We start from the raw sequence: 23,442 nt of genomic DNA on the forward strand, positions 1-23,442 counted from the left end.
CCATCCATGTGCGTTGTCAGCGTAAAATTCAAATCATTATAGCCAATATCTCTAACAAACACCATGGATAATTGATGAAAGCTAGAGTCACTTTTTAAGATTGAATAAACCAAACAAAAACCCGTCAAGTCGGTAGCTTGACGGGTTTTTTGAGCGGTGCATCATCAATGATGAGATGGCACTTTATCCATATCGATATCAGGATGTTTGGCAAGATGCAGCGCAGAGATGATCAGACCACCCCAAATTACTGTCATTGCAACAATCATAATGATCAGTGCTAAAGTTCCCATTTTTAAATCTCCTTATTGTTCTTCATGAGACGAATGACCTTTGATGCGCGGTAACACCAGTGCCAATATGGCACAGATAATAATCACGCCCCATCCAAAGATAAACTGCACATTGACCGGATAACCGCCATAACCTTCGGTAAGCAATGATTTAAGCGTCAAACCCAAGGTGACAATCAAAGCGATTGGTGTCACAATCGTCAGCATGAATGACCAAACCGCGCCTACTTTCACACTTGAGATGGCATTGATGTGATTGATCAATTCAGGCAATTTATTGCGATTAAACCAAGTGACCCAAATGATAGACAAGATCGCGCCAAAGACGATGCCAATATTATTCACAAAATTATCAATCACATCCACAAATGTGATGGCATTTTGAGAACCAAATAACGCAATCGAGATGATCGCTGAACCCAATCCAACAACGGTGACCGATTGCTGTTTTGACCAGCCAAACTTATCTTGGACAGCTGAAATAGGCACTTGCAGAATTGATACCATTGAAGTCACGCCAGCGACAAACAAAGATCCAAAGAACAAAATACCTACCAAATTGCCTGCATCACCCATGGTTGAGATGATTTTTGGGAAGGCAATGAATGCAAGACCAATACCGCCTGAAACCACTTCAGAAACTGGTACGCCTGATGCCTGCGCCATGAAGCCCAAAACAGAGAAAATCCCAATGCCTGCCAAAAGCTCAAACGATGAGTTGGCAAAACCTACCACCAAACCCGAACCAGTCAAGTTGGCATTACGCTTAAGATATGAAGCATAAGTCACCATGATCCCAAAACCAATCGACATCGAGAAAAACACGTGTCCATAAGCAGCTAGCCAAACCTTAGGATCCGACATTTTTTCCCAATTAGGCGCAAAGAACGTATCCAAACCCATCGTTGCGCCTGGCAAAGTGACCGCGCGCGCAACCAATACGCCAAACATAATCACCAACAAAGGAATGAAAATTTTATTAGACAGCTCCACACCTTTTTTGATGCCGCCGTATAAAATCAGCAATACGATCGCCCAAACAACCACCAAGCCGATTAACAGCTGTGATGAATAAGCCATGGTTAATTCACTGGCATTTTGTAGATAGGTATTAAAGAAAAACCCTTCGGTATCTTCACCCCACTGCTGACCAACTGCAAATAGCGTGTAGTTACCCGCCCAGCTCAACACCGACGCATAATAAATACCAATAATGGTACAAACCGTCACTTGCCACCAGCCAATGCCTTCGGCTGATTTGATAAAACGGCGATAAGCCGTCGGCGGTGCACCTTTATATTTTTGACCCATCACATAATCTAAAAACAGCAAAGGGAATCCTGCCGTCGCAAGTGCGATCAAATACGGTAAAAAGAATGCACCACCGCCATTTTCATAAGAAACATAGGGGAAGCGCCAGATATTACCCAAACCAACAGCCGATCCGATGGCTGCCAAAATAAAGCCAGAGCGTGCTGACCAACTTTCTCGTTGCGCCGACATAATAGCTCTCCTAAAATCCTATCACTCATTTGAGAGTATCAAATATTCTTGCGTGTGACATATCCTAAAGTCTAAGTGTCAAACTCCAGTCATATAGCCACCGCGCCCACTTTTTATTTTGGTGTTTTATCCAAACTTTTTAAGATAAGTTTTTAAAATGATAAATGCACCACTATAGTTTGTATGAACTTACAAAAAAAGTCAAACAAATCCTATAATTAAAAGTAAAAAACCTGCAACAAATCGTTACAGGTTTTGCAAATGCGATAGATTATTTAAATAAATTTATTATCTTTTAAGCAGGAATTAAAAAATTCAATCACTTTTTATCTTTTTCAATTTAGCGAACCAAGCCACGCTTACTATTAGTGATTGAATCAATCAAAAGCTGCACTTTAGGCTCTGCTTCGACCAATTTTTCAAGCTCAGTCAAAGCCTCGTCACGCAGCAATCCTGAGCGAAACACCAATCGATACGCTTGATCCAGCGCTTTGATGGTTTCTTGCGACCACCCTTTTCGGCGCATGCCTTCTTTATTTATGCCGTGCGCCTTGGCAGGATTGCCTGACACCGTCACATATGCCGCCACATCTTTGACAATTAAGCTGGCACCGCCGATCATGCTATAGTCATCAATTCGGCAAAATTGGTGGACGCCAGATTGACCGCCGATAATCACGTGATTGCCAATATAAGCATGTCCAGCAACGCCCACATTATTTGCCAATACATTGTGATCCCCAACCAAACAGTCATGAGCAATGTGCACGTTGACCATAAACAGGTTTTGGTTGCCGATACGGGTCACGCCTTGATCTTGGGCGGTGCCACGATGGATGGTGCACGCTTCGCGAATGCGATTATAATCACCAATCTCAAGATAGGTTGGCTCGCCTGCGTATTTTAAATCTTGGGGATTCTCACCAACACTGGCAAATTGATAAATGTCATTATGTGCACCAATGGTGGTATTCTCACCAATGATGACATGGCTACGAAGCACAGTATGTGCGCCAATCTTACTGTTTTTGCCAATGATACAATAAGGTCCGATGATGGCTGAATCATCTATGATTGCAGACTCATCAATAATCGCCGTAGGATGAATCGTCATGGTTACCTCTTAAAAATTTATCTCAAATGATTGCATGTTAATCATTTGATGCCATCCACCTTTTGGCGAGCGATCATAATTTCAGCACTGCATGTCAGCTGACCATCAACATGGGCAGTGCACTCAAATTTATAAATGTCTCGTTTATTCATCAAAACTTTTGAGCGAATCACCAACTGATCACCTGGCGTGACAACTTTCTTAAAACGAACCTTATCCACACCTGCAAACAAGTACAAATAGCCATCATCAGATGTCTGCCCTGCGCTGATAAAGCCCAAAATGCCTGAAATCTGCGCCATGGCTTCGACTTGTAGCACGCCTGGCATGATCGGATTATCTGGAAAATGCCCATTAAACATCTCTTCATTGATGCTGATGTTTTTATATCCAGTGATCCATTCATTAGGCCTGCAAGCGGTTACCCGATCAATGAGCATAAACGGATAACGATGGGGTAGATAATGCTTAATTTGATCATAGCGAAGTGGCAGCGTGATGCCTCGCTCACTGAGCGCTGTCAGATCAGTATCATTCAGTAGCTCAAAATCAATACTAGAAACGGACATAAATTTCCTTATATATCAAAGCTTTAACAAAGCAAATCAGATGATCGGTCAATCATCCAAAATCTTTGGTTTATTTTTCGCCCATTTGACGGAATCTGGATGCGGCACGTCGCCATTTTAAAGAAGGCATCGCAACCGTACCCGACGAATAGCTACCTGCCTCACGAATATCACTAATCACCATACTCATGCCTGTGATGGTCACACCATCGGTAATGGTGAGATGACCACTAATACCGACTGCACCGCCAATGATACAGTTTTTGCCGATTTTGGTACTGCCTGCAATCCCGCATTTTGCGGCGATGGCGGTACCGCTACCAATCTGTACATTGTGAGCAATCTGCACCAAATTATCAATAATCACATGATCGCCAATGATGGTATCATCTACAGCACCGCGATCAATACAGGTATGGCTACCAATACGGACATGATTGCCAATGACCACTCGTCCAAGCTGAGCGATGCGTTGCCACTGCACATGACCATCAGCCAATGCCGGTGCAAATCCAAAGCCTTCAGAGCCGATGTTAGCATGGCTATGAATACGCACCTGCTCACCAATGACACAGTCATGATGAACGATAGCACCAGCATCAATCAAGCTACCCTGACCAATCTGCACACGCTCACCAATGATAGCACCTGCACCGATGATCACGCCATCAGCGATGTACGCCCCCGTCCCAATGACAGCATGCGCGCCAATGGTTACTTGCTTGGAAATGTGTGCTGAGTCGCAGATGACCGCCGTATGGTGTATGCCCGATGGATCATTAGGCGCAAATAATGCGCTAACACAAGCATAAGCCAAATAGGCATCTTTCACCAAAAGATAAGGTGCTGACGCATTGACTGCGTGTGCTTTATCGGCAAATTTATCTGACAATAAAACCAGCCCTGCTTTGGTGTCAGCCAATTCATTGATGTATTTTGGCTGTGCCAAAAAGGCAATTTGTCGATCATTTGCACCGCCCAAATTAGCCACTCCAATAAAGATGGCATTATGATCTAATGCTTCTTTGTTTAAGACTGGCTGGCGCTTTTCAATGGCTGTGATAATGTCATGAATGCTGAGCATTAAAATACGCTACCAATTTGGAATTGTACAGTATCAGTTTCGTCAGTGTCTTTTTTGTTCAAGGCTTTGGCATAACTGATGGATAAAGGACCGATCGGTGTATACCAAGTTGCACCAACGCCAGCACTATAACGCAATTCTTTATCTTGAGTGAGCAGCGGATAGTTATTCGCTCGAGCATTTTGTTCAGTCGTCGCTTTTGGATCTTCAAAACGTGTCAAATCAATGGTTTCTTTATCCATACCCGTGGTGTCAAACACCTGACCACCTTCAATAAAGATGACTGGACGCACTTGATCCACCCAGTCGCCCTTAAATGGCAATGGTAAAATTAACTCAGTGCCAAAGGTTGCCAAGGCGTTACCGCCAACAATTTCACCACGTGGGAAAGCCTGACCACGGCGTGCTGCCAAATATGCTTGAGAGCGCGGACCCAAAGAAGATTGGTCATAGCCACGCACCGAACCATAGCCCCCAGCATAAAAGTTTTCATAAAATGGCAGATCATTACCATAGCCAAGCTTGGCGTAGCCGCGTAGCACAGAGTCCTTAATAAATGGGCGATAAATATTGCCTTGATAGACAGCTTTTTGGTAGGTTTTATCACCAAAACCGAATGTCAAATCCACATTATGACTCATGCCTTTGGTTGGGAATACTGGTCGATCTAGGCTTGAGTAACTCCAGCCTAAAATGGCATTATAGCTGGTATAGTCATTTTTAAAATCAGGGACGCCATTGGCATCAACTGAGATTTCACCGCCATCATCAATCAGCTGCTTAACATTGCTGATACCCATGAAGCGACCACCACGCACTTCAGTTTTATCGATATTTACACCTAGGCTTAATCGCTGATTTTCATCGATCGGATAGCCATAGCTTAATGAGCCGCCATAAGAGTCAAGCACATAGTTACTGATGTTCTTATCATCATACTTGGTTTTGCGATAATAACCATTTAAGCTTTGAGAGACGCCATTGACGGTAAAATATGGATCAGTCATGCCCAAGCTGTAAACTTCTCGCGTTTCAGAACGAGAAAATGACGCGTTAACACGATTACCTGTACCCATAAAATTACTTTGTGACACATCAAACTGGAAAGTCACACCGCCACTTTGAGAGTAGCCAGCAGCGATGGTCGACGAGCCTGATGGCTGTTCTTCTACCACAAAATTCACATCAATTTGATCCGGCGAATTCGGCACCGGGCGAGTATCTACGGTCACATTTTTAAAGAAACCTGTACGCATTAGGCGTGCGCGTGACAGCTGAATCTTTTGGTTGGATGCCAATGCACCTTCAAGCTGACGCATCTCGCGGCGAAGCACTTCATCTTGGGTTTTAAAGTTACCCGTAAAATTAATCCGTCTTACATAAACAGGGCGCACCGGATCAATATAATAATCCACATCTACCGTGCGTGTCTCATCATTAATGCGCGTCACAGGACGAATTTGGGCATAATAGTAGCCATCATCTCCAAATTTAGCACTGATACCACCTGTTGAGCTATCAAGTTTGGCTTGTGAGAATCCTTCTCCAGACTGAAACTCTAGTAGCTGCTGCAGCTCATCTTGGGTATAGGTAATATTTCCCATAAACTGCGCTTGTCCGAAACGATACTGCTCACCTTCATCTAACGAGATCTCGATAAAGACGCGATTTTTGTCTTCGTTAATGTTAAGCTTGGCATCCTTAACCTCGAAGCGCACAAAGCCCGCATTCAGATATTTGGCGCGCAAGCTCTCCAAACTTGCAACCAATTTTTCTTGGGTGTAGCGGTCAGCTTTTGATAGTGGATTGATTTTGTTGTCTTTGATGGCAAGTTCATCAATCAAATCTGCATCGCTAAAATGTCGATTACCAATGATATTAATATCAACCACGCGCGCAGGCTTACCCTCAGCAAACGTCATATCAAGCTTGACACGATTGCCATCCATTAAGGTCTGTTTGACTGTGATTTCGGTATTATAGTAGCCTTGCGACATGTATTGATTGGCAAGCTCAGTTTCAATCATCTGCACTGTGGCTTGCTTGAGCGGCTGACCGACAGCCAAGCCTGCATTTTTAAGACCTTCTTCCAAGCCATCTTTTGGAATTAAGCGATTTCCTTCAAAATTGATCTCAGCAATCAGCGGTCTTTCGGTGACTTGATAGATAATACGCCCTTCTTGATGATAGACCTGCACATCCGAAAAATTGCCTGTTGCGTACAGCGCTTTGACACCTTCAGCCAGCTTCGCTTCGCTCACCACTTGCCCCAAGCGAAACGGTAGCACGGTTTGCAAGCTTTCAATAGTCACTCGCTGCAAACCTGTGATGGCGATATCATTCGCCACAAAATCCGCCGCCTGCGCCTCAACCGACATCACCATCGTGACGGCGATTGCGATTGCGCTGACCTGAAAACCTTTAAAATATGAATTACGCATAAGTCTATCCAAACTTAATTTTAAAAATTTCTAAAAATAAGGCATAAAAATGTATCAAAACTTTTCTACGCCCAAATTTATATTGTGTAAAGGTAAGCCAAAAAGTTAAATTTGGCAAGCATTTCAGTTTAAAAAATTCAAAATTTTTTGTTAAATGTTTGAAAAATCAAGAATCAGCCAAATAACCGCATGATATCGTTACTGATTGCAAGCAACATGAAACAAAAAAGCAAAAGCGCGCCAAACTTAAAAGCACCCATCTGAATGGACTCACTCATCGGTTTACCCATGATTAGCTCATAGGTATAAAATACCAGATGACCACCATCTAATACCGGAATGGGCAGCAGATTGAGCACCGCTAGGCTTAAGCTGATAATCGCTGCCGTCGATAGCACTTCTTTAAATCCAAGCTCAAAACTGGTCTTAGATACCTCAGCGATGGTGATTGGTCCTGATAAATTTTCAATGCCAATCAGCCCTGTGATCATCTTGCCCATGGCATTTAGCGTCATGGCTGACAGATCGTATGTTCTTCGGATGGCTTGAGTGAATGCCTCGCGAGCGCCATAGTGGATCGTCATACGGTATTCAGACGGGATGAGCTGATCTGAGTCGACCTTTGGACGAATGCCTAACTGCCCAACCACGCCGCTTCGCGTCTCAACAGCGCGAGGCATTAGTTTTAGATCAAGCGGCTCACCTTGACGCATGACTGTGACATGGAGCATGGTTTCTGGATTTTTTTGGATGATCTGTGCGGCGCTCAGCCAGTCATTGATCGGTTCACCATTAATGGCGGTAAAGGCATCGCCGACCTGTAGTCCCATCATAGCACCTGCGCCATCAGCGACCACCTCACCAACAATGGGCGCAATCACCGGCTGATAAGGCAGGACACCTAAACTATTCAAAGGATCATTAGGCTCACGGCGACCATCTGTCTGCTGCATAAATCTTGCAACTTCAACCGACTCTTGGGCAATTTGACCGTCTCGCTCAATACCCACATGAATGGCAGTACTTTCACCCATCCGAGCAGCTAAGGCGTATGCGGTTTCTTGCCATGTATCGACCGGCTTATCATCAATACTAATAATCTTATCGCCAACCACCAAACCACTGGCAGCAGCGGGCGAATCATCGATAATCTTACCGATACGCGTATTAAGCTGCTCGCTGGGAAATAAAAACAACACCCAAAATAAACCAATGGCAATTAAAAAATTCATCACAGGACCGGCTGCGACGATGGCAATTTTCTTAAGGGGATGCTGATGATCAAACGCCACAGATTTTAGCTCATCAGGCACAGTCTCACTGCGCCCATCTAGCATTTTGACATAACCACCAAGCGGAATGGCGGCAAGTTGATACTGTATCCCTGATCGCTTGGAAGTCCACCCAAACAGCTTGGGTCCAAAACCAATAGAATAAGTCTGCACCTGCACGCCGCACAATCGAGCAACGATATAATGTCCAAACTCATGTAAAGCAACCAAAGGACCAAGCACACAGATTGCCGCAAAAATCATGTACAAAGCAGTCATAGATCACCGCCTTTGTTAAGCTCGTTTACTTTGGCTTCGGCAGCTTTTCTTACTGTGTTATCCATCAAGAGTATACGCTCAAGCCCAAATTTTTCATCGGCAAAATCTTGTGAATATTTTTCAATGATCAAAGGATCATTCAGGCAAGCTTCGACAATAAGTGCGATGTCGGTCAAGCGTATGCGCTCTGCCAAAAACGCCGCCACAGCGATTTCATTGGCTGCATTGAGTGTGATACATGCGCCTGTACCAAGTTTTGCCGCTTGTCTTGCCAGTTTTAAGCAGCCAAATTTTTCTAGATCTGGCGCCAAGAATTTAAGTTCGCTTAATTGGTACAAATCAAGACTGCTAACCCCAGCATCGATGCGCTCAGGATAGGCGAGCGCATGCGCAATGGGCGTTTTCATATCTGGGCTGCCAAGCTGAGCCAAAAAACTGCCGTCTATGTACTCAACCAAGGAATGCACAACGCTATTAGGATGAATCACCACCTTGATTTGATCTTCTTTAAGATCAAATAAATGACACGCTTCAATCAGTTCAAGCCCTTTATTCATCATGGTGGCAGAATCAATGGAAATTTTTTGACCCATTGACCAATTAGGATGGTTCACCGCTTCTTTGACGCTGGCATTTTGCATTTGTTCGATTGATTTATCCAAAAATCCCCCACCAGAAGCGGTTAGCCAAAGCTGCTTAATACCGTACATCGGCTCATGTATGGCGGTGTTATCGGCTTGAATGGCGGCAGGTAAGCATTGATAAATGGCATTATGCTCTGAATCGATCGGCAAAATGGTTGCGCCATGTTTTTTTGCCGTTTTCGTCACCAAATCACCTGCCATCACAAGCGACTCTTTATTAGCAAGCAAAATTCGCTTACCTGTGCGTGCAGCCGCCAATGTGGACGACAGACCCGCTGCGCCGACAATGGCTGCCACCACCGTATCCACCGCATCATCACTGGCAATCTCAATCAAACCGTCATCGCCTGAAAGCACAATGGTGTCCAAGCCTGCCTCGGCAACTTTTTGACTAAGCAGAGCATGATTATCAGGCGAAGTGCAAATTTTGGCAGGGTGAAACTCAAGCGCCAAATCCAGTAACTTATCAACACGCCCAAACCCTGTCAGCGCATGAATGCGATAACGATCGGGATACTGTCGGATAATCTGCAGCGTACTATCACCGATTGAGCCTGTCGCTCCCAGCACTGCCAAAGATTGAGGGGTGCTATTCATTACCATCCTTAAATTCTGCTTTGATTATTAAAAGTGATTCGGTAGAAAAGATCAAAAAGGAATGCGCATGGCTGCAAAATGCATTTTTACCCAAATTTCTGTAAAAATACCAAGCTTTAATAATAGCCAAAAACCAAAAGCAAACACCGGCGTGGCTGAAAGCAGCGAATCAATCCGATCCAAAACACCGCCATGCCCTGGTAGAATCGTCCCAGAATCCTTGATACCTGCGCGGCGCTTGAGCATGGATTCAAACAAATCGCCCAGCACACTGGCAAGCACAGTCAGCCAAGACAAAATCAAGAACAGTGCCAAAGTCATGCCAGACAGCTGCAGATAGTTACCCACCAAAATGGTAACCACCCCAGAGACTGCCAAGCCGCCATATAAGCCTTCTATGCTTTTATTTGGTGATACATTTGGCGCCATTTTTCGTTTGCCAAATTTTCTGCCAACAAAATAAGCCCCGCTGTCTGCACACCATACCAACAAAAATACATACATCAGCCACCAAGGCGACATCTGCCAAAGCCCATACATCGCAGTGATGGCAGCGGTGAGAATGACTGCACCCATGTACACCAGTCGCCTACCATACCATTTTTCTTTATCAGGATATTGAAATACCCAAGCAGTTGCCATCACCCAAATACCTAGCGACGCCGCCCACCAAAACACCCAAGTCCAAGGCACCAAAATCGACAGCATCGTAATGAGTAATACCGCCAAAATAAACTGTGCTGGCTGCTTCCACTTTGGCATGAGTTTCGTCCATTCATGTGCAGCGATCAAGACGCCGATCGCCAACAGCGGCAACACAAAAATCGGCATTGAGCTTGCAAATAATGCAAACCCAACAATTACAACCAAAACAATCGCCGTTTTTATTCGTTGCCACATAGCTAAAACATCCTTGCAAAGGGTTATCAATTTTAAAGCGCTTAAAAAATCACTTCAGCTTAGCGCTCGGCTTTTTGGACCTGTTCGCTAGTCATACCAAATCGGCGCTCTCGACCAGCAAAAATACGGATCATCTCATCGAGCTCATCACAGCCAAACTCAGGCCACAATGTGGGCGTAAAAAATAACTCAGCATACGCCGCTTGCCAGAGTAAAAAATTTGAAATGCGGTACTCGCCGCCTGTACGGATAAGCATATCCACTGGTGGCAAATCAGCCAATTCCAGCTGCGCGCCGATCGTCTGAGCATCAATACTATCAGCGCAAAGCTTGCCTGCCTCAACTTGTTTGGCAACTTTTTTAGCGGCATTGGCAATGTCCCACTGCCCGCCGTAGCTGATGGCGATCACCAAAGTCATCGCATCAAAATGCGCAGTCTTTGCTTCTGCTTCTGCCATAAGTTTTGCCAAATCATCAGAAAGCTGGCTACGATCCCCAATAAAACGCAAGCGAATGCGATACTGATTCATGCGTGGTAGCTGTTCATAAATGGTCTGAGACAAAAGGCGCATCAAAAGATCCACCTCATCTTTTGGACGCGCCCAATTCTCGCTTGAAAATGCAAACACCGTCAGAGCCTGAACCCCTATAGCCAAACAATGCTCAACAATCGGATCAAGCGCATCTTTGCCTGCCACATGACCTGCACCTGTTGCCAGCTGTTTGGATTTACCAAAGCGGTTGTTACCATCCATAATGATGGCAATATGCTTGGGAATGGTGGGCAAAGAGGCACAAATTTGGGTTGTCATGGTGTTACATTACCGTCATTTAAATCTAAATTTAATCCAAATAAATGAATAACATGGATAAAGAAAACTCCTTATCCATGCCATATCTCACTTATAATCAATCACACTTCCATCAGCTCGCTTTCTTTTTTCTCAAGACGGCTATCAATGGTTGCGATAAATTTATCGGTCAATTTTTGAACATCGTCAGCGGCGCGGCGCTCATCATCTTCAGAGATCTCTTTTTCTTTTAGAAGATCTTTAATATCGCTTAGCATATCGCGGCGAATATTACGCACCGATACGCGCGCTTGCTCAGCATCAGCACGAGCAATTTTTTGCATATCGCGGCGAGTTTCTTCGGTCAATGCTGGCATCGGAACGCGGATCACATCGGCAGTCATCGGATTTAAACCCAAATCTGCCTCACGGATTGCTTTATCAACCGCTTGCACCATTGAGCGGTCAAAAGGCTGTACCAATAATGTGCGGCTATCTTCCACGTTAATGCTCGCCACCTGGTTTAGTGGTGTGTCAGAGCCATAATAGCTCACCATCACACCTGACAAAACGCCAGGGTGCGCGCGTCCTGTGCGAAGTTTACCAAAGGCACCTTCAAGGGCTTCAATGGATTTTTGCATACGGCTTTCGCCATCTTTTTTAATATCATTAATCATAAAATTTCCTTAACTATCAAACATTCAATTAATACAAACCGCGGTCAATCAGTGATACACTCGTGTACCTTCAGCTTCGCCCATGACGACATTAAGCAGTGCATTGGGTTTATTCATGTCAAAGACTTGCAGCGGTACATTGTGTTCACGGCACAAAGCAATCGCGGTCAGATCCATCACGCCCAATTTTTTCTCGAGCACTTCATCAAAGCTTAGACTATCGAATTTTATTGCATCTTCATGCGTAGATGGATCCTTATCATACACACCATCAACTTTGGTGGCTTTTAAGATCAGACCTGCTTCAATCTCAATACCACGCAAACATGCTGCAGTATCTGTGGTAAAAAATGGATTGCCCGTTCCTGCCACAAAAATACATACCTCGCCATTGTTCAGATGGCGAATGGCGTCACGGCTAGAATACGATTCTACCACCGTATCAATGGCGATCGCTGACATCAAGCGAGTTTTGATATTGCGGCGCACCAAGGCATCACGCATCGCCAGACCATTCATGACGGTTGCGAGCATCCCCATCTGATCGCCCGTAACACGACCAACCAAGCCTTGCTTTTGTAGGGTGCTGCCACGATACAGATTACCGCCACCGACGACGATGCCCACTTGCACACCCAACCCACGAAGATGGGCGATGGATAGGCTCATTTGATCCAAAATATTAGCATCAATACCCATATCACGACCGCCAGCCAGCGCCTCGCCCGACAGTTTTAATAAAATGCGTGAAAATTGTGGATTTTTATCAGACATACAGCCCCCAAGCTGATTAAAGTGGCTTATTTAGCCTTTACAAAATTAGGACATATTGCCCTAATTTTAGCATATTTCATCAATCTTTGATACTGATAAATCATGAGCAATCTGATCTTATCATTACTTAAACCACTTCTTAAATTAAAACAAAAAAATCGGATGCATCAACTCACCCGATTTTTAAATGTCTTGCGATTAAATGGTTAAAGCAAAGAATTTACCGCCTCTACCACCGCTTGCGCTGTGATGCCAAAATGCTCAAACAGTGCCTTGGCAGGTGCAGACTCCCCAAATGTGGTCATGCCAATGACCTTACCATCTAAGCCGACGAACTTATACCAATAATCGGTGATCGCCGCTTCGACAGCAACGCGCGCACGAACATCAGATGGCAGCACGCTTTCGATATAATCGCGATCCTGCTTCACAAAAATTTCAGCACATGGCATAGAAACCACACGCACGCCTTCTAGCTGCTCATACGCTTGCATCGCAAGCTCAACTTCAGAACCTGTTGCAATGATAATCGCGCGCAATTCGCCTTTTTCGGGCGCTAAAACATATCCGCCTTTTTCGATGTTTTTAATTTGTTCATCGCTGCGTGCTTGGAATGCCAGATTTTGACGAGATAAAATCAGTGATGATGGCGCGGTGTCTGTTTTTAGTGCCATTTTCCATGCCACTGCTGTCTCAACCGTATCACAAGGACGCCACACAAAATGATTTGGGGTCATGCGTAAATTGGCAATCTGCTCGACAGGCTGGTGCGTTGGACCATCTTCACCCAGACCGATGGAGTCATGAGTATAGACATTAATCACGCGCTGCTTCATCAGCGATGACATACGCACGGCATTACGCGCATATTCCATGAACATCAAAAATGTCGCTGTGTAAGGGATAAATCCGCCATGCAGTGCCACGCCATTGGCAATCGCTGTCATGCCAAATTCACGCACGCCATAATGGACATAGTTACCATCAGCGTGATCTTGAACGCCTTTGGCACCTGACCACAAGGTCAGATTTGAGCCTGCAAGGTCAGCTGAACCACCCAAGATTTCAGGCAAGTTCGGCGCAAGCGCTGCTATGGCATTTTGGCTGGCTTTACGCGTGGCGATACTTTCTGCTTTTTGAGCACAGGTTTGGATAAACTCGTCCGCCAATTGATCAAAATTCTCAGGCAGCTCGCCACTTAAGCGGCGTAAAAGCTCGGCAGCTTCTGTAGGATATTTGGCTTCATAATCATTAAATTGCGCTCTCCAAGCGGCTTCATCGGCTTCACCTTTGGCAGTGGCATCCCACGCCTGATAGACATCATCAGAGATGATGAACGGTGTGGCGTCCGCCCAACCAATCTCGGTGCGCGTCAAAGTAATCTCATCTAAGCCCAAAGGTGCGCCGTGACTGATTTCTTTGCCTTGTTTATTCGGTGAGCCCAAGCCAATGATCGTTTTACAAATGATAAGCGTCGGCTTGGCTGATTCAGCTCTGGCTTCTTTGGTGGCTTCGCGGATGGCATCTGAATCATGTCCATCGACTTTTAATACTTGCCAGCCATAGGCTTCAAATCGCTTGGCAGTGTCGTCCGAAAACCAACCTTCAACCTCACCATCAATTGAGATGCCGTTATCATCATAATAAGCAATCAGTTTGCCAAGCCCCAAAGTACCTGCCAATGAGCACGCTTCATGACTGACACCTTCCATCAAGCAGCCATCGCCCAAAAACGCATAGGTAAAATGATCAATGATCGCGTTGTCAGGTTTGTTAAATTGCGCTGCCAAAGTCTTTTCGGCCAAAGCAAAGCCTACCGCGTTGGCAATCCCTTGACCCAAAGGTCCTGTCGTCGTCTCGATGCCATCAGCATAACCGTATTCAGGATGCCCTGCTGTTTTTGAATGTAGCTGACGGAAATTTTTAAGATCATCAATGCTCAAATCATAGCCAGTCAAATGCAGTAACGCATACAGCAGCATAGAGCCATGACCATTAGATAGCACGAAACGGTCACGGTTTGCCCATTTGGCATTCTTTGGGTTGTGGCGCAAAAACTCTCGCCACAGCACTTCTGCGATATCCGCCATACCCATCGGTGCGCCCGGGTGACCTGAGTTGGCTTGTTGGACGGCATCCATCGCAAGAATACGGATGGCGTTGGCGTTATGGCGTTGGTTAAGTTCGATTGGCATCAGCGAAGTTCCTAACAAAAAATTTGCTCAATTATATCATATTTTCAGTATTTTTGGGTTCTGAAATTTAGCCATTTTGGCGATCAAGTGCTGACAGTTGCCATAGCATCTCTTTGGCGATAATGCCTGACTTGCCTTGCTTAATTGCCTGTCTCATGGCGCTTGCCAAATCCACCACAGGCATGGGTTTTAGGCTGCCAAACGGCTTTATTTGGCTGATTGTGCCGAGGACAGTCTCGCCAATTTTTTCGGCGACACGATCGGTGTTAGGGCGCTTTAATAAGGGCGGTCTGACAATCACACATCGCTCAAAAGATAAGTTTGACACCGCCCTTTCTAGAACCCCTTTTAGGCGTGGATAAAATAGCCAAGAGTTTGCATCGGCGTTCTCAGCCGATATCAGCACATAATAAGGCACGCCATTGATCGTAGCCGCTTTAGCAACGGCAAGCTGATACTCATAATCAACCTGCCACTGACGATCTTTTGAGCCTGCTTGCTTAAGCGTCGTACCTAAGCATGAATACAGCACATCGCCCTTGATGGTATCCGCCCAAGTTTCAGAATGATCAAAATCAATCAGATGCACTGTCAGCTTATCATGACAGATATCCATATCTTGACGCACAAAAACATGCACGCTATCATAATCAGGATCGGTCAGTAGCTGCTCGGTAAGTGCTTGACCTGTAGCGCCTGTGGCGCCGATGACTAAGGCTTTCATTATCACATTCATCCAAGATATTTGATGGCTTGATCCTATTTATCATGGCACCCAATCAAAAAATGCCGCTATAAAAACGGCATTTTGGTCTTAGGCAATCACTTCAAGTCCGCCCATATAAGGCTGTAAGGCTTTGGGAATGGTGATCGTGCCATCGGCATTTTGATGATTTTCCAAAATCGCCAACAAAGTGCGACCAACCGCCAAACCTGATCCATTCAGCGTATGCACCAATTCACTGTGTTTGCCATCTTTTAGTCGAGCCCCCATACGGCGCGCCTGAAAATCGCCACAGTTTGAGCAGCTTGAGATTTCACGATAGGTGTTTTGAGATGGCAGCCACACTTCGATGTCATAGGTCTTCACCGCGCTAAAGCTCATGTCGCCTGTACAAAGCGTCACGACGCGGTAAGGCAGCTCAAGCGCCTGTAAGATATCTTCTGCTTGTGCGGTCATATTCTCAAGCGCCTGCATTGAGTCATCGGCACGCGTGATTTGCACCATTTCGACTTTTTCAAATTGATGCTGACGAATCAGTCCGCGCGTATCTCGCCCTGCACTGCCTGCTTCGCTACGAAAACAAGGTGTGTGCGCCGTCAGCTTGATGGGTAGATCTTTGGGCGCAACAATGGTGTCACGCACACTGTTAGTCAGTGGCACTTCTGATGTGGGGATCAGGTAATACTCTTTTTCGCCGCGCAGCTTAAATAAATCTTCCTCAAACTTCGGTAGCTGCCCTGTACCTTGCAGGCTGTCAGCATTGACCATATAAGGGACATACATCTCGGTATAGCCATATTTTTGGGTGTGCGTATCAAGCATAAACTGCACAAGCGCGCGATTAAGCTTGGCAAGATGCCCTTTTAGGACACTAAAGCGTGAGCCAGTTAATTTGGCTGCCAATTCAAAGTCAAGCTGACCCAAATTCTCGCCGATATCGGTATGATCTTTGATCTCAAAATCAAACTCGCGCGGTACGCCCCAGCGGCGCACTTCGACATTGTCACTTTCATCACTGCCGACAGGCACGCTGTCATCAGGCAAGTTTGGGATTTGTAGTGCAGCAGTCGTGATGGTATTTTGAAGCTCTTTAAGTTCATTTTCGGCAGCTTTCATGGCTTCACTGACCGCCTGCATCTCGTTCATCAGCTCACTGGCATCTTCACCGTTTCTTTTGAGCTCACCGACTTTTTTGGCGCCTGCATTTTTTTTGGCTTGCAGCTCTTCGGTCTTGACTTGGATAGATTTGCGCTGATTTTCAATTTCCTGCCAAAATGCCACATCCAACTCATAGCCACGCGTGGCAAGTTTGGCTTTTAGCTCTTCTAAGTTACCACGCAAAAATTTAGGGTCTAACATATAAAATCCTATCAAGCACAAAAACGCCCCAAATGGCGCTTGGCGTGCTAAAATGATTAACAATAAAAATTTATTCTTATAATAGCAAATTTTCCCCCAAAACTTAAGCCAATTTCAAATCAAAGCTGCCAAAAGCCAAAAAATTTTGGCAAATGTGAACTTTGGGTTTATTTTTTTGGATAAAATGGGTAATATAGGCAAATTCATCGTTAGGATTCATCTCAATGACCAAAGCACTTTATCCCTATACGCTAAAGCCTGTCGCTTTAAACATGAGCGAAACTGAATTTCGTGCAGCACAGTTATCATTGTTTGAAAAAGGCGCAAGCAATTTTACATTAAAGTCCTTAAAGCGCACAGAGTGGATTGTGATTGCCTTGATGGTTATTGCAGCGATCGCAGGCTTAGTGCTTGTCAGTGGCTATTCAACCATCATTTTTTGGCTTATGCTGATTTTGGTGGGTGTATATCTGCTTGCTCGTACTTTGGGCATGAAGTGGTATATGAAGCGTGAGTATGAAAAACAAGTAGCGGATACCCAAATGCCTGAGCAGCTTCATGATCTACAATTAGGCGTGCAGTCACATGGGCTGGTCATGGCGATGCCTGCGCCGACCGATCTGATGAAATCGCCGCAAATGCGCGGTATGCAAATGCGCGCGGGTGCCACGCAGTCAGCGACCATTCCTTGGAATGCGGTCAGCAGCTGGGATGAGACAGATGAATATTTGTTCATGATGTTTGACATGAAAGGTCAAAAAGGTAGCCAAATCATCCCAAAACGCCTCGAAAAACAAGGCTTGCCCATCGATACCATCAAAAAACACCTAAGCCAAGTTAAGCCAAAGGGCTTGGAGTCGATGATCCAAACGCCTTAATCAAGATAACCACGACAATCACGACCAAATATGACACCAAATCGGCAGAAACACTCTGCCGATTTTATCATTTGACTTTGCAGTATTATCCACCCATCAAGGCTTAAAATCTCTGGCAGCAAGCACGCTATTTTTGTCATGATTTAGCATGGTAAGCAGCGCATGGTGATTTGACGACCGCGCCACTTGCTCAGCTTGAGCGAGCGACTGTAAGGCTCGATCATATTGAGCCTGCCAAAGCTCGACTTGGCTGCGAGTGCGCAGTGCGTGAATTTGTGCCATAGCTTTGGCAGCAGGATCAGTCGCTTGATTTGCCATCTGCTCATAAGCGCGAAAACTGATTTGCCAAGCTTGAATGTCAAATGAGCCATCTTTGGTCAAGTTGCCCAATAAGCCCAAAGCAGGCACAGGCTGATCTTGATCAATATAAACCTCTGCCAATGCCAAGCGCAGATCGCGCCGCTCTGGATAAATGCGCTGACAAGGCGCCAACGCCGCCAAAGCATCATCATACTGCCTAGCTTGGCTATACACATAAGCTTGGGTAAGACACATGATCGGGTCATATCGATCAAGCTGGATGGCATCAAAGACATGAAGCGCCTCTTGATGACGACCTTGATCTGACAAATTCATCGCAAGGCTCAATTTGGCGCCATCGCTGTGCTTGGCATTGGCGAGCAGCTCAGCATGGGTGGTTTGCTCAGTTAAATATTTGATGCGCCAATACAGCTGATCAAACAGCACCGCCTGAGACTGTAGCACCGCTTGATTGGGTTTGGCATAGGCTTGGGCGCGCGCGGTGGACTCGGACAACCGCTCAGCGGTAAACGGATGCGACTGCACAAAACTTGGGATGAATGCGTTTTTGGATTGATTCAAATTCAGCTGCCTTTGCATCCGTCCAAAAAATCTTGGCATCGCTCTGGCGTCAAAGCCTGACTGCGCCAAAATCTGCATGCCCACACGATCAGCCTCTCGCTCATGCTCACGACTGAATTTGGCAGCATTTTCGGCGCTTGCAGTTTGTGAGCTTGCCATCACAGCCAGTACAGCATCGCCGCCACCTGCTGCCGACGCAGCGATCGCCGCCAATAAGCCGCCAAGCTGTAAGGCAAGTAGGCGTTTATTATTATTAAGTCGATGCTCATAGTGCCTTTGGCTGATGTGCGCGATCTCATGCGCGATCACGCTTGCCATCTCATCCACCGCTTGGGCTGCCATCACTGTCCCAGCATTAATCCCAATCAAACCGCCTGGCACTGCAAAGGCATTGATATTATTATCAGCGATCACGACCGTGTGATATAAAGGCACCGTGCGCACTGTGGCATTCATCTGAGCGCTCATCTGCGCGATTACCTGATTGACCCAAGGATCGCGAATCAAAGGCAGGCTTGCATTGATCTGCCGAAGTGACCAAGCGGCGATCTGCTCATTGCGATGCTTGTCATAAAATCCTTGGGTGGTTGCAGCTGGCATCTGATAGGCTGACTGTCCCTGATATACCGGTCCACTCTGGGCAAATGCTACGGTAGCCCCAGCCCCACTGCCCATCAAAGCTGCCATAATGACACATCGAATGACTTTTGGATGACGCATGACTTATCCTTTTAAAAGTTCATTCAAATTATACCCCATAACTTTGGCTGCGCACGCCTAATTTTGGGTGTTTATGTTGCTGCTATTGACATCAAGGTTACATTTTGTCAAAATAAGCTGCCCCCAAGTCATTTTATGAAACATTGAAGTTACATAAGTCTTGAATGGACGGCAGTCTCTACTTGGGAATCTTCACACATTTTAAGGATAAAAAATGCAATTACCGATGTTTACTCATACTCGTTTAGCGCTTGCTTTTGGCATTGGCGCTGCTTTGACCGCCTGTGGTGGCGACAAGCCTGCCGACACCGCCGCTACTACTGCTGGAGCTGCTGCGCCAGCGCCAAGCGCTGATGAGCTTTCGGATGTTCAAGAGCTGACAGTGAATAATGGCGCAGAGCCTGAATCACTTGACCCACACAAAGTCTCTGGCGTACCTGAATCAAATATTCTGCGTCAAATGTTCGTGGGCTTGACCACTACCGACCCAGAAGGTAACACCATCCCTGGCATGGCAGCTGAATGGTCAAGTGAAGACAACAAAGTTTGGACATTTAAGCTGCGTGATGCCAACTGGTCAAATGGTGACCCAGTGACCGCGCATGACTTCGTTTACAGCTTCCAAAGATTGGGTGATCCAAATACCGCATCACCTTATGCAACCTATTTGGCAGATGCCAAAGTGGTGAATGCTCAAGCCATCGTTGATGGTCAAGCTGCCCCAGACACGTTGGGCGTCAGAGCCATTGATGACAAGACGCTTGAAGTCACCTTGTCTGAGCCTGTCCCATATTTCCCACACATGCTGATTCATACTTCTGTTAAGCCAGTGCACAAAGCGACTGTAGAAGCTTTCGGTGATAAGTGGACTTCTCCTGAAAATATCGTGGTCAATGGTCCTTATAAAATCAGCCAATGGCAGGTCAATGAGCGCATCGTTTTGGAGCGTAACCCTGCTTATTATGATGATGCCAACACCACCATTAACAAAGTAACGCTGCTTGCCATCCCTCAAGCCACCACCGATGTACAGCGCTATAAAGCGGGTGAGATTGACATGACATATGATGCTCTACCACCTGAACAATACGACAAACTCAAGCAAGAGCTTGGCGCACAAGTCATTGAGCCGCCAAAACTTTGTACTTATTATTTTGAATTTAACCACACCAAAGCTCCGTTTGATGATGTACGCGTGCGTAAGGCTTTGTCATTGACGCTTGATCGTGACATCGTGGTTGACAGTATCCTAAAACAAGGTCAAAAAGTCGCTTATCAGTTCACCCCAGAATCTGCCCAAGGCATCAATAACTTTGAACCTGAATGGAAATCTTGGGATAAAGCCAAGCGCATCGAAGAGGCCAAAAAACTGCTCAACGAAGCTGGCTATAATGAGTCTAATCCGCTAAGATTTGAGCTACTTTATAACACCAACGAGCAGCACAAAACTTTGGCGGTGGCATCAAGTGCGTTCTGGAAAGAAAACTTAGGCTTTGTTGAAGTAAGCCTAAATAACCAAGAGTGGAAAACTTATCTAGAAACTCGCCGCAAGCAAAATCACCAAATGGCGCGCGGTGGCTGGTGTGCTGACTATAACGAAGCTTCTACCTTCTTAAACACCTTTAAGTCAGACAACTCAAGCAACTATGGTAAGTACAACAATCCTGAGTTTGACGCATTGATGAACAAGACGCTCTTGGCTGATGTATCTGACGCTGACCGCGCCAATATGTATCAACAAGCCGAAGCCATCTTGGATAAAGACAGCGCAACCATCTTTGTTTATCAATATACCGCGCCGCGCTTGGTCAAGCCTTATGTTCACGGCTTTACCTCAAATCCTTTGGGATCTTGGCAAGCCAAAGACCTAAAAATCACTAAGCACTGATCACCCAATCATGCGCTTGAATGATTGATCACACAGGCGGCAGTCGAGCACCCAAGCTGGACTGCTGCTTTTGCATTCACCGACGATGGATAAAGCTAAACCGTCACTTTTATAAAGGAATTTTGTAATGCATCTTAAACCCACCCTATTAACACTTAGCCTTGCGCTGGTTTTGAGCGCTTGTTCAAATGATACTGGCTCAAACCAAGCAAGTTCTGCAGCTACCAAAACCAATCAGCAAGGCATCACCATCAATAATGCCAGCGAACCTGAAACGCTAGACCCACATCAAGCCAAAGGCGTCCAAGAAGCCAACATCATTCGCCAGTTCTCCGAAGGCTTGGTGAGCACGGACAATGATGGCAATATCGTTCCTGGTATCGCAACCAAGTGGTCTTCTGAAGATAATAAAGTTTGGATTTTTGAGCTGCGTGACGCCAACTGGTCAAATGGCGACCCTGTGACCGCGCACGATTTTGTGTATAGCTTTCAAAGATTGGTGGATCCAGCCACAGGCTCTGCGTATGCCAGCTACCTTGATGACGCCAAAGTGCTCAATGCTCAAGCAATCATTGATGGCAATATGAAGCCTGAGACCTTGGGCATACAGGCTTTGGATGATAAAACCTTACAAATCACCCTATCTGAGCCCGTCCCTTATTTGGCGGATATGATGATTCATTCCGCTGTGCAGCCTGTTCACAAAGCGACGGTGGAAGCCTTTGGAGATAAGTGGACAGCGCCTGAAAATATCGTGGTCAATGGACCATTTAAGCCAGTTCAGTGGATTGTTAATGAAAAAATCGTCCTTGAGCCAAACCCAAATTATTATAACGCTCAAATGGTGACATTGCCCCAGTTGACCATTTTACCCATCTCACAAGCCACGACCGATGTCATGCGCTATGAAGCTGGCGAGATTGATATCACCGCCAGTGAGCTGCCGCCTGAACAGTTTGATGCCCTAAAAAACAAACTGGGCGATGAGCTAAAGACCGCACCAACCTTGTGCACATATTATTATGATCTGAATCACAGTAAAGCACCTTTTGACAATCCTAAGGTGCGTCAAGCGCTGTCATTGGCGATGGACAGAGAAGTCATCAGTGAACAAGTCATGGGGCAAGGTCAAATCGCCGCTTATCAATTCACCCCAACCGCCATCAAAGGCAGCGTCAATTATACGCCTCAATGGAAGGCTTGGGATAAAGCCAAACGCATTGAAACTGCCAAAGCACTACTGGCAGAAGCAGGCTATGATCAGTCCAATCCGCTAAACTTTGACTTATTATATGACACCAACGAAAGCCACAAAAAAATCGCCGTGGCTGCCAGCAGCTTATGGAAAGAATCGCTCGGCGTGGTGAATGTCAATTTGGTCAATCAAGAGTGGAAAACTTACCTAGACAGTCGCCGTAATGGTGATTATCAAATGGCAAGAGCGCGCTGGTGCGGTGATTATAACGAAGCGTCGACTTTCTTAAATTTGCTTAAATCAACCAACACCAATAACTGGTCTCGCTATAACAATCCTGAATATGACCAAGTTATGCTACAAACGCTTGCTTCAGGCATCAGCGACAGCGAGCGCACCAAGCTGTATGAAAAAGCCGAGCAAATCGCCGATCGCGACCATGCGCACATCGACATCTTTTATTATGCCAATGTCCGCTTGGTTAAGCCACATGTGGCAAATTACTCCAATAAAGATCCCTTGGATCAGTGGCACGCCAAATATTGGTCGGTCAAATAACCTGATGACATCTGATGGCAGGCGCGGTTTGGCGTCTGTCATTTGCTTTTAAAAATCAGGACGTTTTGGCGTATTAAAAATCAGCCAAACCGCCTTTGACTTGATT

Annotated in this window: 19 protein-coding genes; 3 read left to right on the forward strand and 16 right to left on the reverse strand. The window is 45.7% G+C overall.

Features of this window, described 5'->3' with window-relative positions:
• Positions 1-164: 164 nt before the first annotated feature.
• From B0180_RS00595 to serS, 15 genes are all read right to left on the reverse strand, one after another.
• A complete protein-coding gene (locus B0180_RS00595) occupies positions 165-293 on the reverse strand; it encodes a methionine/alanine import family NSS transporter small subunit (protein WP_078255201.1) in 129 nt (42 codons plus the stop codon).
• 12 nt (positions 294-305) lie between these two features.
• A complete protein-coding gene (locus tag B0180_RS00600; protein ID WP_078255202.1) occupies positions 306-1,796 on the reverse strand; it encodes a sodium-dependent transporter in 1,491 nt (496 codons plus the stop codon).
• A gap of 340 nt (positions 1,797-2,136) precedes the next feature.
• Positions 2,137-2,910, reverse strand: a complete 774-nt coding sequence (gene lpxA / locus B0180_RS00605) for an acyl-ACP--UDP-N-acetylglucosamine O-acyltransferase (RefSeq protein WP_078255204.1) — start codon at positions 2,908-2,910, stop codon at positions 2,137-2,139.
• Between the two features lie 41 nt (positions 2,911-2,951).
• Positions 2,952-3,479 (reverse strand): 3-hydroxyacyl-ACP dehydratase FabZ, encoded by a 528-nt coding sequence (gene fabZ / locus B0180_RS00610; protein ID WP_078255205.1) that lies wholly within the window; start codon positions 3,477-3,479, stop codon positions 2,952-2,954.
• A 70-nt stretch (positions 3,480-3,549) separates the two neighbouring features.
• Positions 3,550-4,563 carry a UDP-3-O-(3-hydroxymyristoyl)glucosamine N-acyltransferase gene (gene lpxD, locus B0180_RS00615; protein ID WP_078255206.1) on the reverse strand — a complete coding sequence of 338 codons (1,014 nt, stop codon included), beginning with the start codon at positions 4,561-4,563 and terminating at the stop codon, positions 3,550-3,552.
• Positions 4,563-7,004 carry an outer membrane protein assembly factor BamA gene (gene bamA, locus B0180_RS00620; RefSeq protein ID WP_078255207.1) on the reverse strand — a complete coding sequence of 814 codons (2,442 nt, stop codon included), beginning with the start codon at positions 7,002-7,004 and terminating at the stop codon, positions 4,563-4,565. The genes lpxD and bamA overlap by 1 nt, the downstream gene beginning before the upstream one ends.
• Positions 7,005-7,177: 173 nt before the next feature.
• Positions 7,178-8,554 carry an RIP metalloprotease RseP gene (gene rseP / locus B0180_RS00625; RefSeq protein ID WP_078255208.1) on the reverse strand — a complete coding sequence of 459 codons (1,377 nt, stop codon included), beginning with the start codon at positions 8,552-8,554 and terminating at the stop codon, positions 7,178-7,180.
• Complete coding sequence (dxr, locus tag B0180_RS00630) at positions 8,551-9,795, reverse strand: 1-deoxy-D-xylulose-5-phosphate reductoisomerase (RefSeq protein WP_078255209.1); 1,245 nt, start codon at positions 9,793-9,795, stop codon at positions 8,551-8,553. Before dxr ends, rseP begins: the two co-directional genes overlap by 4 nt.
• Before the next feature lie 51 nt (positions 9,796-9,846).
• A complete protein-coding gene (locus B0180_RS00635; protein ID WP_078255210.1) occupies positions 9,847-10,695 on the reverse strand; it encodes a phosphatidate cytidylyltransferase in 849 nt (282 codons plus the stop codon).
• Between the two features lie 59 nt (positions 10,696-10,754).
• Complete coding sequence (gene uppS, locus B0180_RS00640; protein ID WP_078255211.1) at positions 10,755-11,507, reverse strand: polyprenyl diphosphate synthase; 753 nt, start codon at positions 11,505-11,507, stop codon at positions 10,755-10,757.
• A gap of 101 nt (positions 11,508-11,608) precedes the next feature.
• Positions 11,609-12,163: a ribosome recycling factor gene (frr, locus tag B0180_RS00645; RefSeq protein ID WP_049236355.1), complete on the reverse strand. Its 555-nt coding sequence runs from the start codon at positions 12,161-12,163 to the stop codon at positions 11,609-11,611.
• Positions 12,164-12,211: 48 nt separating this feature from the next.
• Positions 12,212-12,937, reverse strand: coding sequence for a UMP kinase (pyrH, locus tag B0180_RS00650; protein ID WP_078255212.1), 726 nt, complete (start codon positions 12,935-12,937; stop codon positions 12,212-12,214).
• Positions 12,938-13,143: 206 nt separating this feature from the next.
• Positions 13,144-15,132: a transketolase gene (gene tkt, locus B0180_RS00655; protein WP_078255213.1), complete on the reverse strand. Its 1,989-nt coding sequence runs from the start codon at positions 15,130-15,132 to the stop codon at positions 13,144-13,146.
• A gap of 67 nt (positions 15,133-15,199) precedes the next feature.
• Positions 15,200-15,856 (reverse strand): NAD(P)H-binding protein, encoded by a 657-nt coding sequence (locus tag B0180_RS00660; RefSeq protein WP_078255214.1) that lies wholly within the window; start codon positions 15,854-15,856, stop codon positions 15,200-15,202.
• Positions 15,857-15,946: 90 nt separating this feature from the next.
• Positions 15,947-17,215 (reverse strand): serine--tRNA ligase, encoded by a 1,269-nt coding sequence (gene serS, locus B0180_RS00665; RefSeq protein ID WP_078255215.1) that lies wholly within the window; start codon positions 17,213-17,215, stop codon positions 15,947-15,949.
• Positions 17,216-17,439: 224 nt separating this feature from the next.
• On the opposite strand from serS, the gene B0180_RS00670 reads away from it, so the two are divergent.
• Positions 17,440-18,093 (forward strand): YcxB family protein, encoded by a 654-nt coding sequence (locus tag B0180_RS00670; protein ID WP_078255216.1) that lies wholly within the window; start codon positions 17,440-17,442, stop codon positions 18,091-18,093.
• 96 nt (positions 18,094-18,189) lie between these two features.
• Here B0180_RS00670 and B0180_RS00675 read toward each other — a convergent pair whose 3' ends face one another.
• Complete coding sequence (locus B0180_RS00675; protein ID WP_078255217.1) at positions 18,190-19,695, reverse strand: M48 family metalloprotease; 1,506 nt, start codon at positions 19,693-19,695, stop codon at positions 18,190-18,192.
• A 214-nt stretch (positions 19,696-19,909) separates the two neighbouring features.
• Between B0180_RS00675 and B0180_RS00680 the strand changes: the two genes are divergently transcribed.
• Together B0180_RS00680 and B0180_RS00685 are read left to right on the forward strand one after the other, a co-directional pair.
• Positions 19,910-21,583: an ABC transporter substrate-binding protein gene (locus B0180_RS00680; protein WP_078255218.1), complete on the forward strand. Its 1,674-nt coding sequence runs from the start codon at positions 19,910-19,912 to the stop codon at positions 21,581-21,583.
• 127 nt (positions 21,584-21,710) lie between these two features.
• Positions 21,711-23,336, forward strand: coding sequence for an ABC transporter substrate-binding protein (locus B0180_RS00685; protein WP_078255219.1), 1,626 nt, complete (start codon positions 21,711-21,713; stop codon positions 23,334-23,336).
• Positions 23,337-23,442 lie beyond the last annotated feature (106 nt).

Origin of the sequence: Moraxella canis (assembly GCF_002014965.1) — a bacterium.
GTDB lineage: Bacteria > Pseudomonadota > Gammaproteobacteria > Pseudomonadales > Moraxellaceae > Moraxella > Moraxella canis.

What these genes read in the sequence shown, in the direction of transcription:
- B0180_RS00675 (WP_078255217.1), bottom strand. Translation starts at nt 19,695, where the DNA reads ATGCGTCATCCAAAAGTCATTCGATGTGTCATTATGGCAGCTTTGATG.
- B0180_RS00595 (WP_078255201.1), bottom strand. Translation starts at nt 293, where the DNA reads ATGGGAACTTTAGCACTGATCATTATGATTGTTGCAATGACAGTAATT.
- B0180_RS00680 (WP_078255218.1), top strand. Translation starts at nt 19,910, where the DNA reads ATGCAATTACCGATGTTTACTCATACTCGTTTAGCGCTTGCTTTTGGC.
- lpxA (WP_078255204.1), bottom strand. Translation starts at nt 2,910, where the DNA reads ATGACGATTCATCCTACGGCGATTATTGATGAGTCTGCAATCATAGAT.
- dxr (WP_078255209.1), bottom strand. Translation starts at nt 9,795, where the DNA reads ATGAATAGCACCCCTCAATCTTTGGCAGTGCTGGGAGCGACAGGCTCA.
- B0180_RS00600 (WP_078255202.1), bottom strand. Translation starts at nt 1,796, where the DNA reads ATGTCGGCGCAACGAGAAAGTTGGTCAGCACGCTCTGGCTTTATTTTG.
- serS (WP_078255215.1), bottom strand. Translation starts at nt 17,215, where the DNA reads ATGTTAGACCCTAAATTTTTGCGTGGTAACTTAGAAGAGCTAAAAGCC.
- rseP (WP_078255208.1), bottom strand. Translation starts at nt 8,554, where the DNA reads ATGACTGCTTTGTACATGATTTTTGCGGCAATCTGTGTGCTTGGTCCT.
- bamA (WP_078255207.1), bottom strand. Translation starts at nt 7,004, where the DNA reads ATGCGTAATTCATATTTTAAAGGTTTTCAGGTCAGCGCAATCGCAATC.
- uppS (WP_078255211.1), bottom strand. Translation starts at nt 11,507, where the DNA reads ATGACAACCCAAATTTGTGCCTCTTTGCCCACCATTCCCAAGCATATT.
- B0180_RS00660 (WP_078255214.1), bottom strand. Translation starts at nt 15,856, where the DNA reads ATGAAAGCCTTAGTCATCGGCGCCACAGGCGCTACAGGTCAAGCACTT.
- frr (WP_049236355.1), bottom strand. Translation starts at nt 12,163, where the DNA reads ATGATTAATGATATTAAAAAAGATGGCGAAAGCCGTATGCAAAAATCC.
- lpxD (WP_078255206.1), bottom strand. Translation starts at nt 4,563, where the DNA reads ATGCTCAGCATTCATGACATTATCACAGCCATTGAAAAGCGCCAGCCA.
- tkt (WP_078255213.1), bottom strand. Translation starts at nt 15,132, where the DNA reads ATGCCAATCGAACTTAACCAACGCCATAACGCCAACGCCATCCGTATT.
- B0180_RS00670 (WP_078255216.1), top strand. Translation starts at nt 17,440, where the DNA reads ATGACCAAAGCACTTTATCCCTATACGCTAAAGCCTGTCGCTTTAAAC.
- B0180_RS00685 (WP_078255219.1), top strand. Translation starts at nt 21,711, where the DNA reads ATGCATCTTAAACCCACCCTATTAACACTTAGCCTTGCGCTGGTTTTG.
- B0180_RS00635 (WP_078255210.1), bottom strand. Translation starts at nt 10,695, where the DNA reads ATGTGGCAACGAATAAAAACGGCGATTGTTTTGGTTGTAATTGTTGGG.
- fabZ (WP_078255205.1), bottom strand. Translation starts at nt 3,479, where the DNA reads ATGTCCGTTTCTAGTATTGATTTTGAGCTACTGAATGATACTGATCTG.
- pyrH (WP_078255212.1), bottom strand. Translation starts at nt 12,937, where the DNA reads ATGTCTGATAAAAATCCACAATTTTCACGCATTTTATTAAAACTGTCG.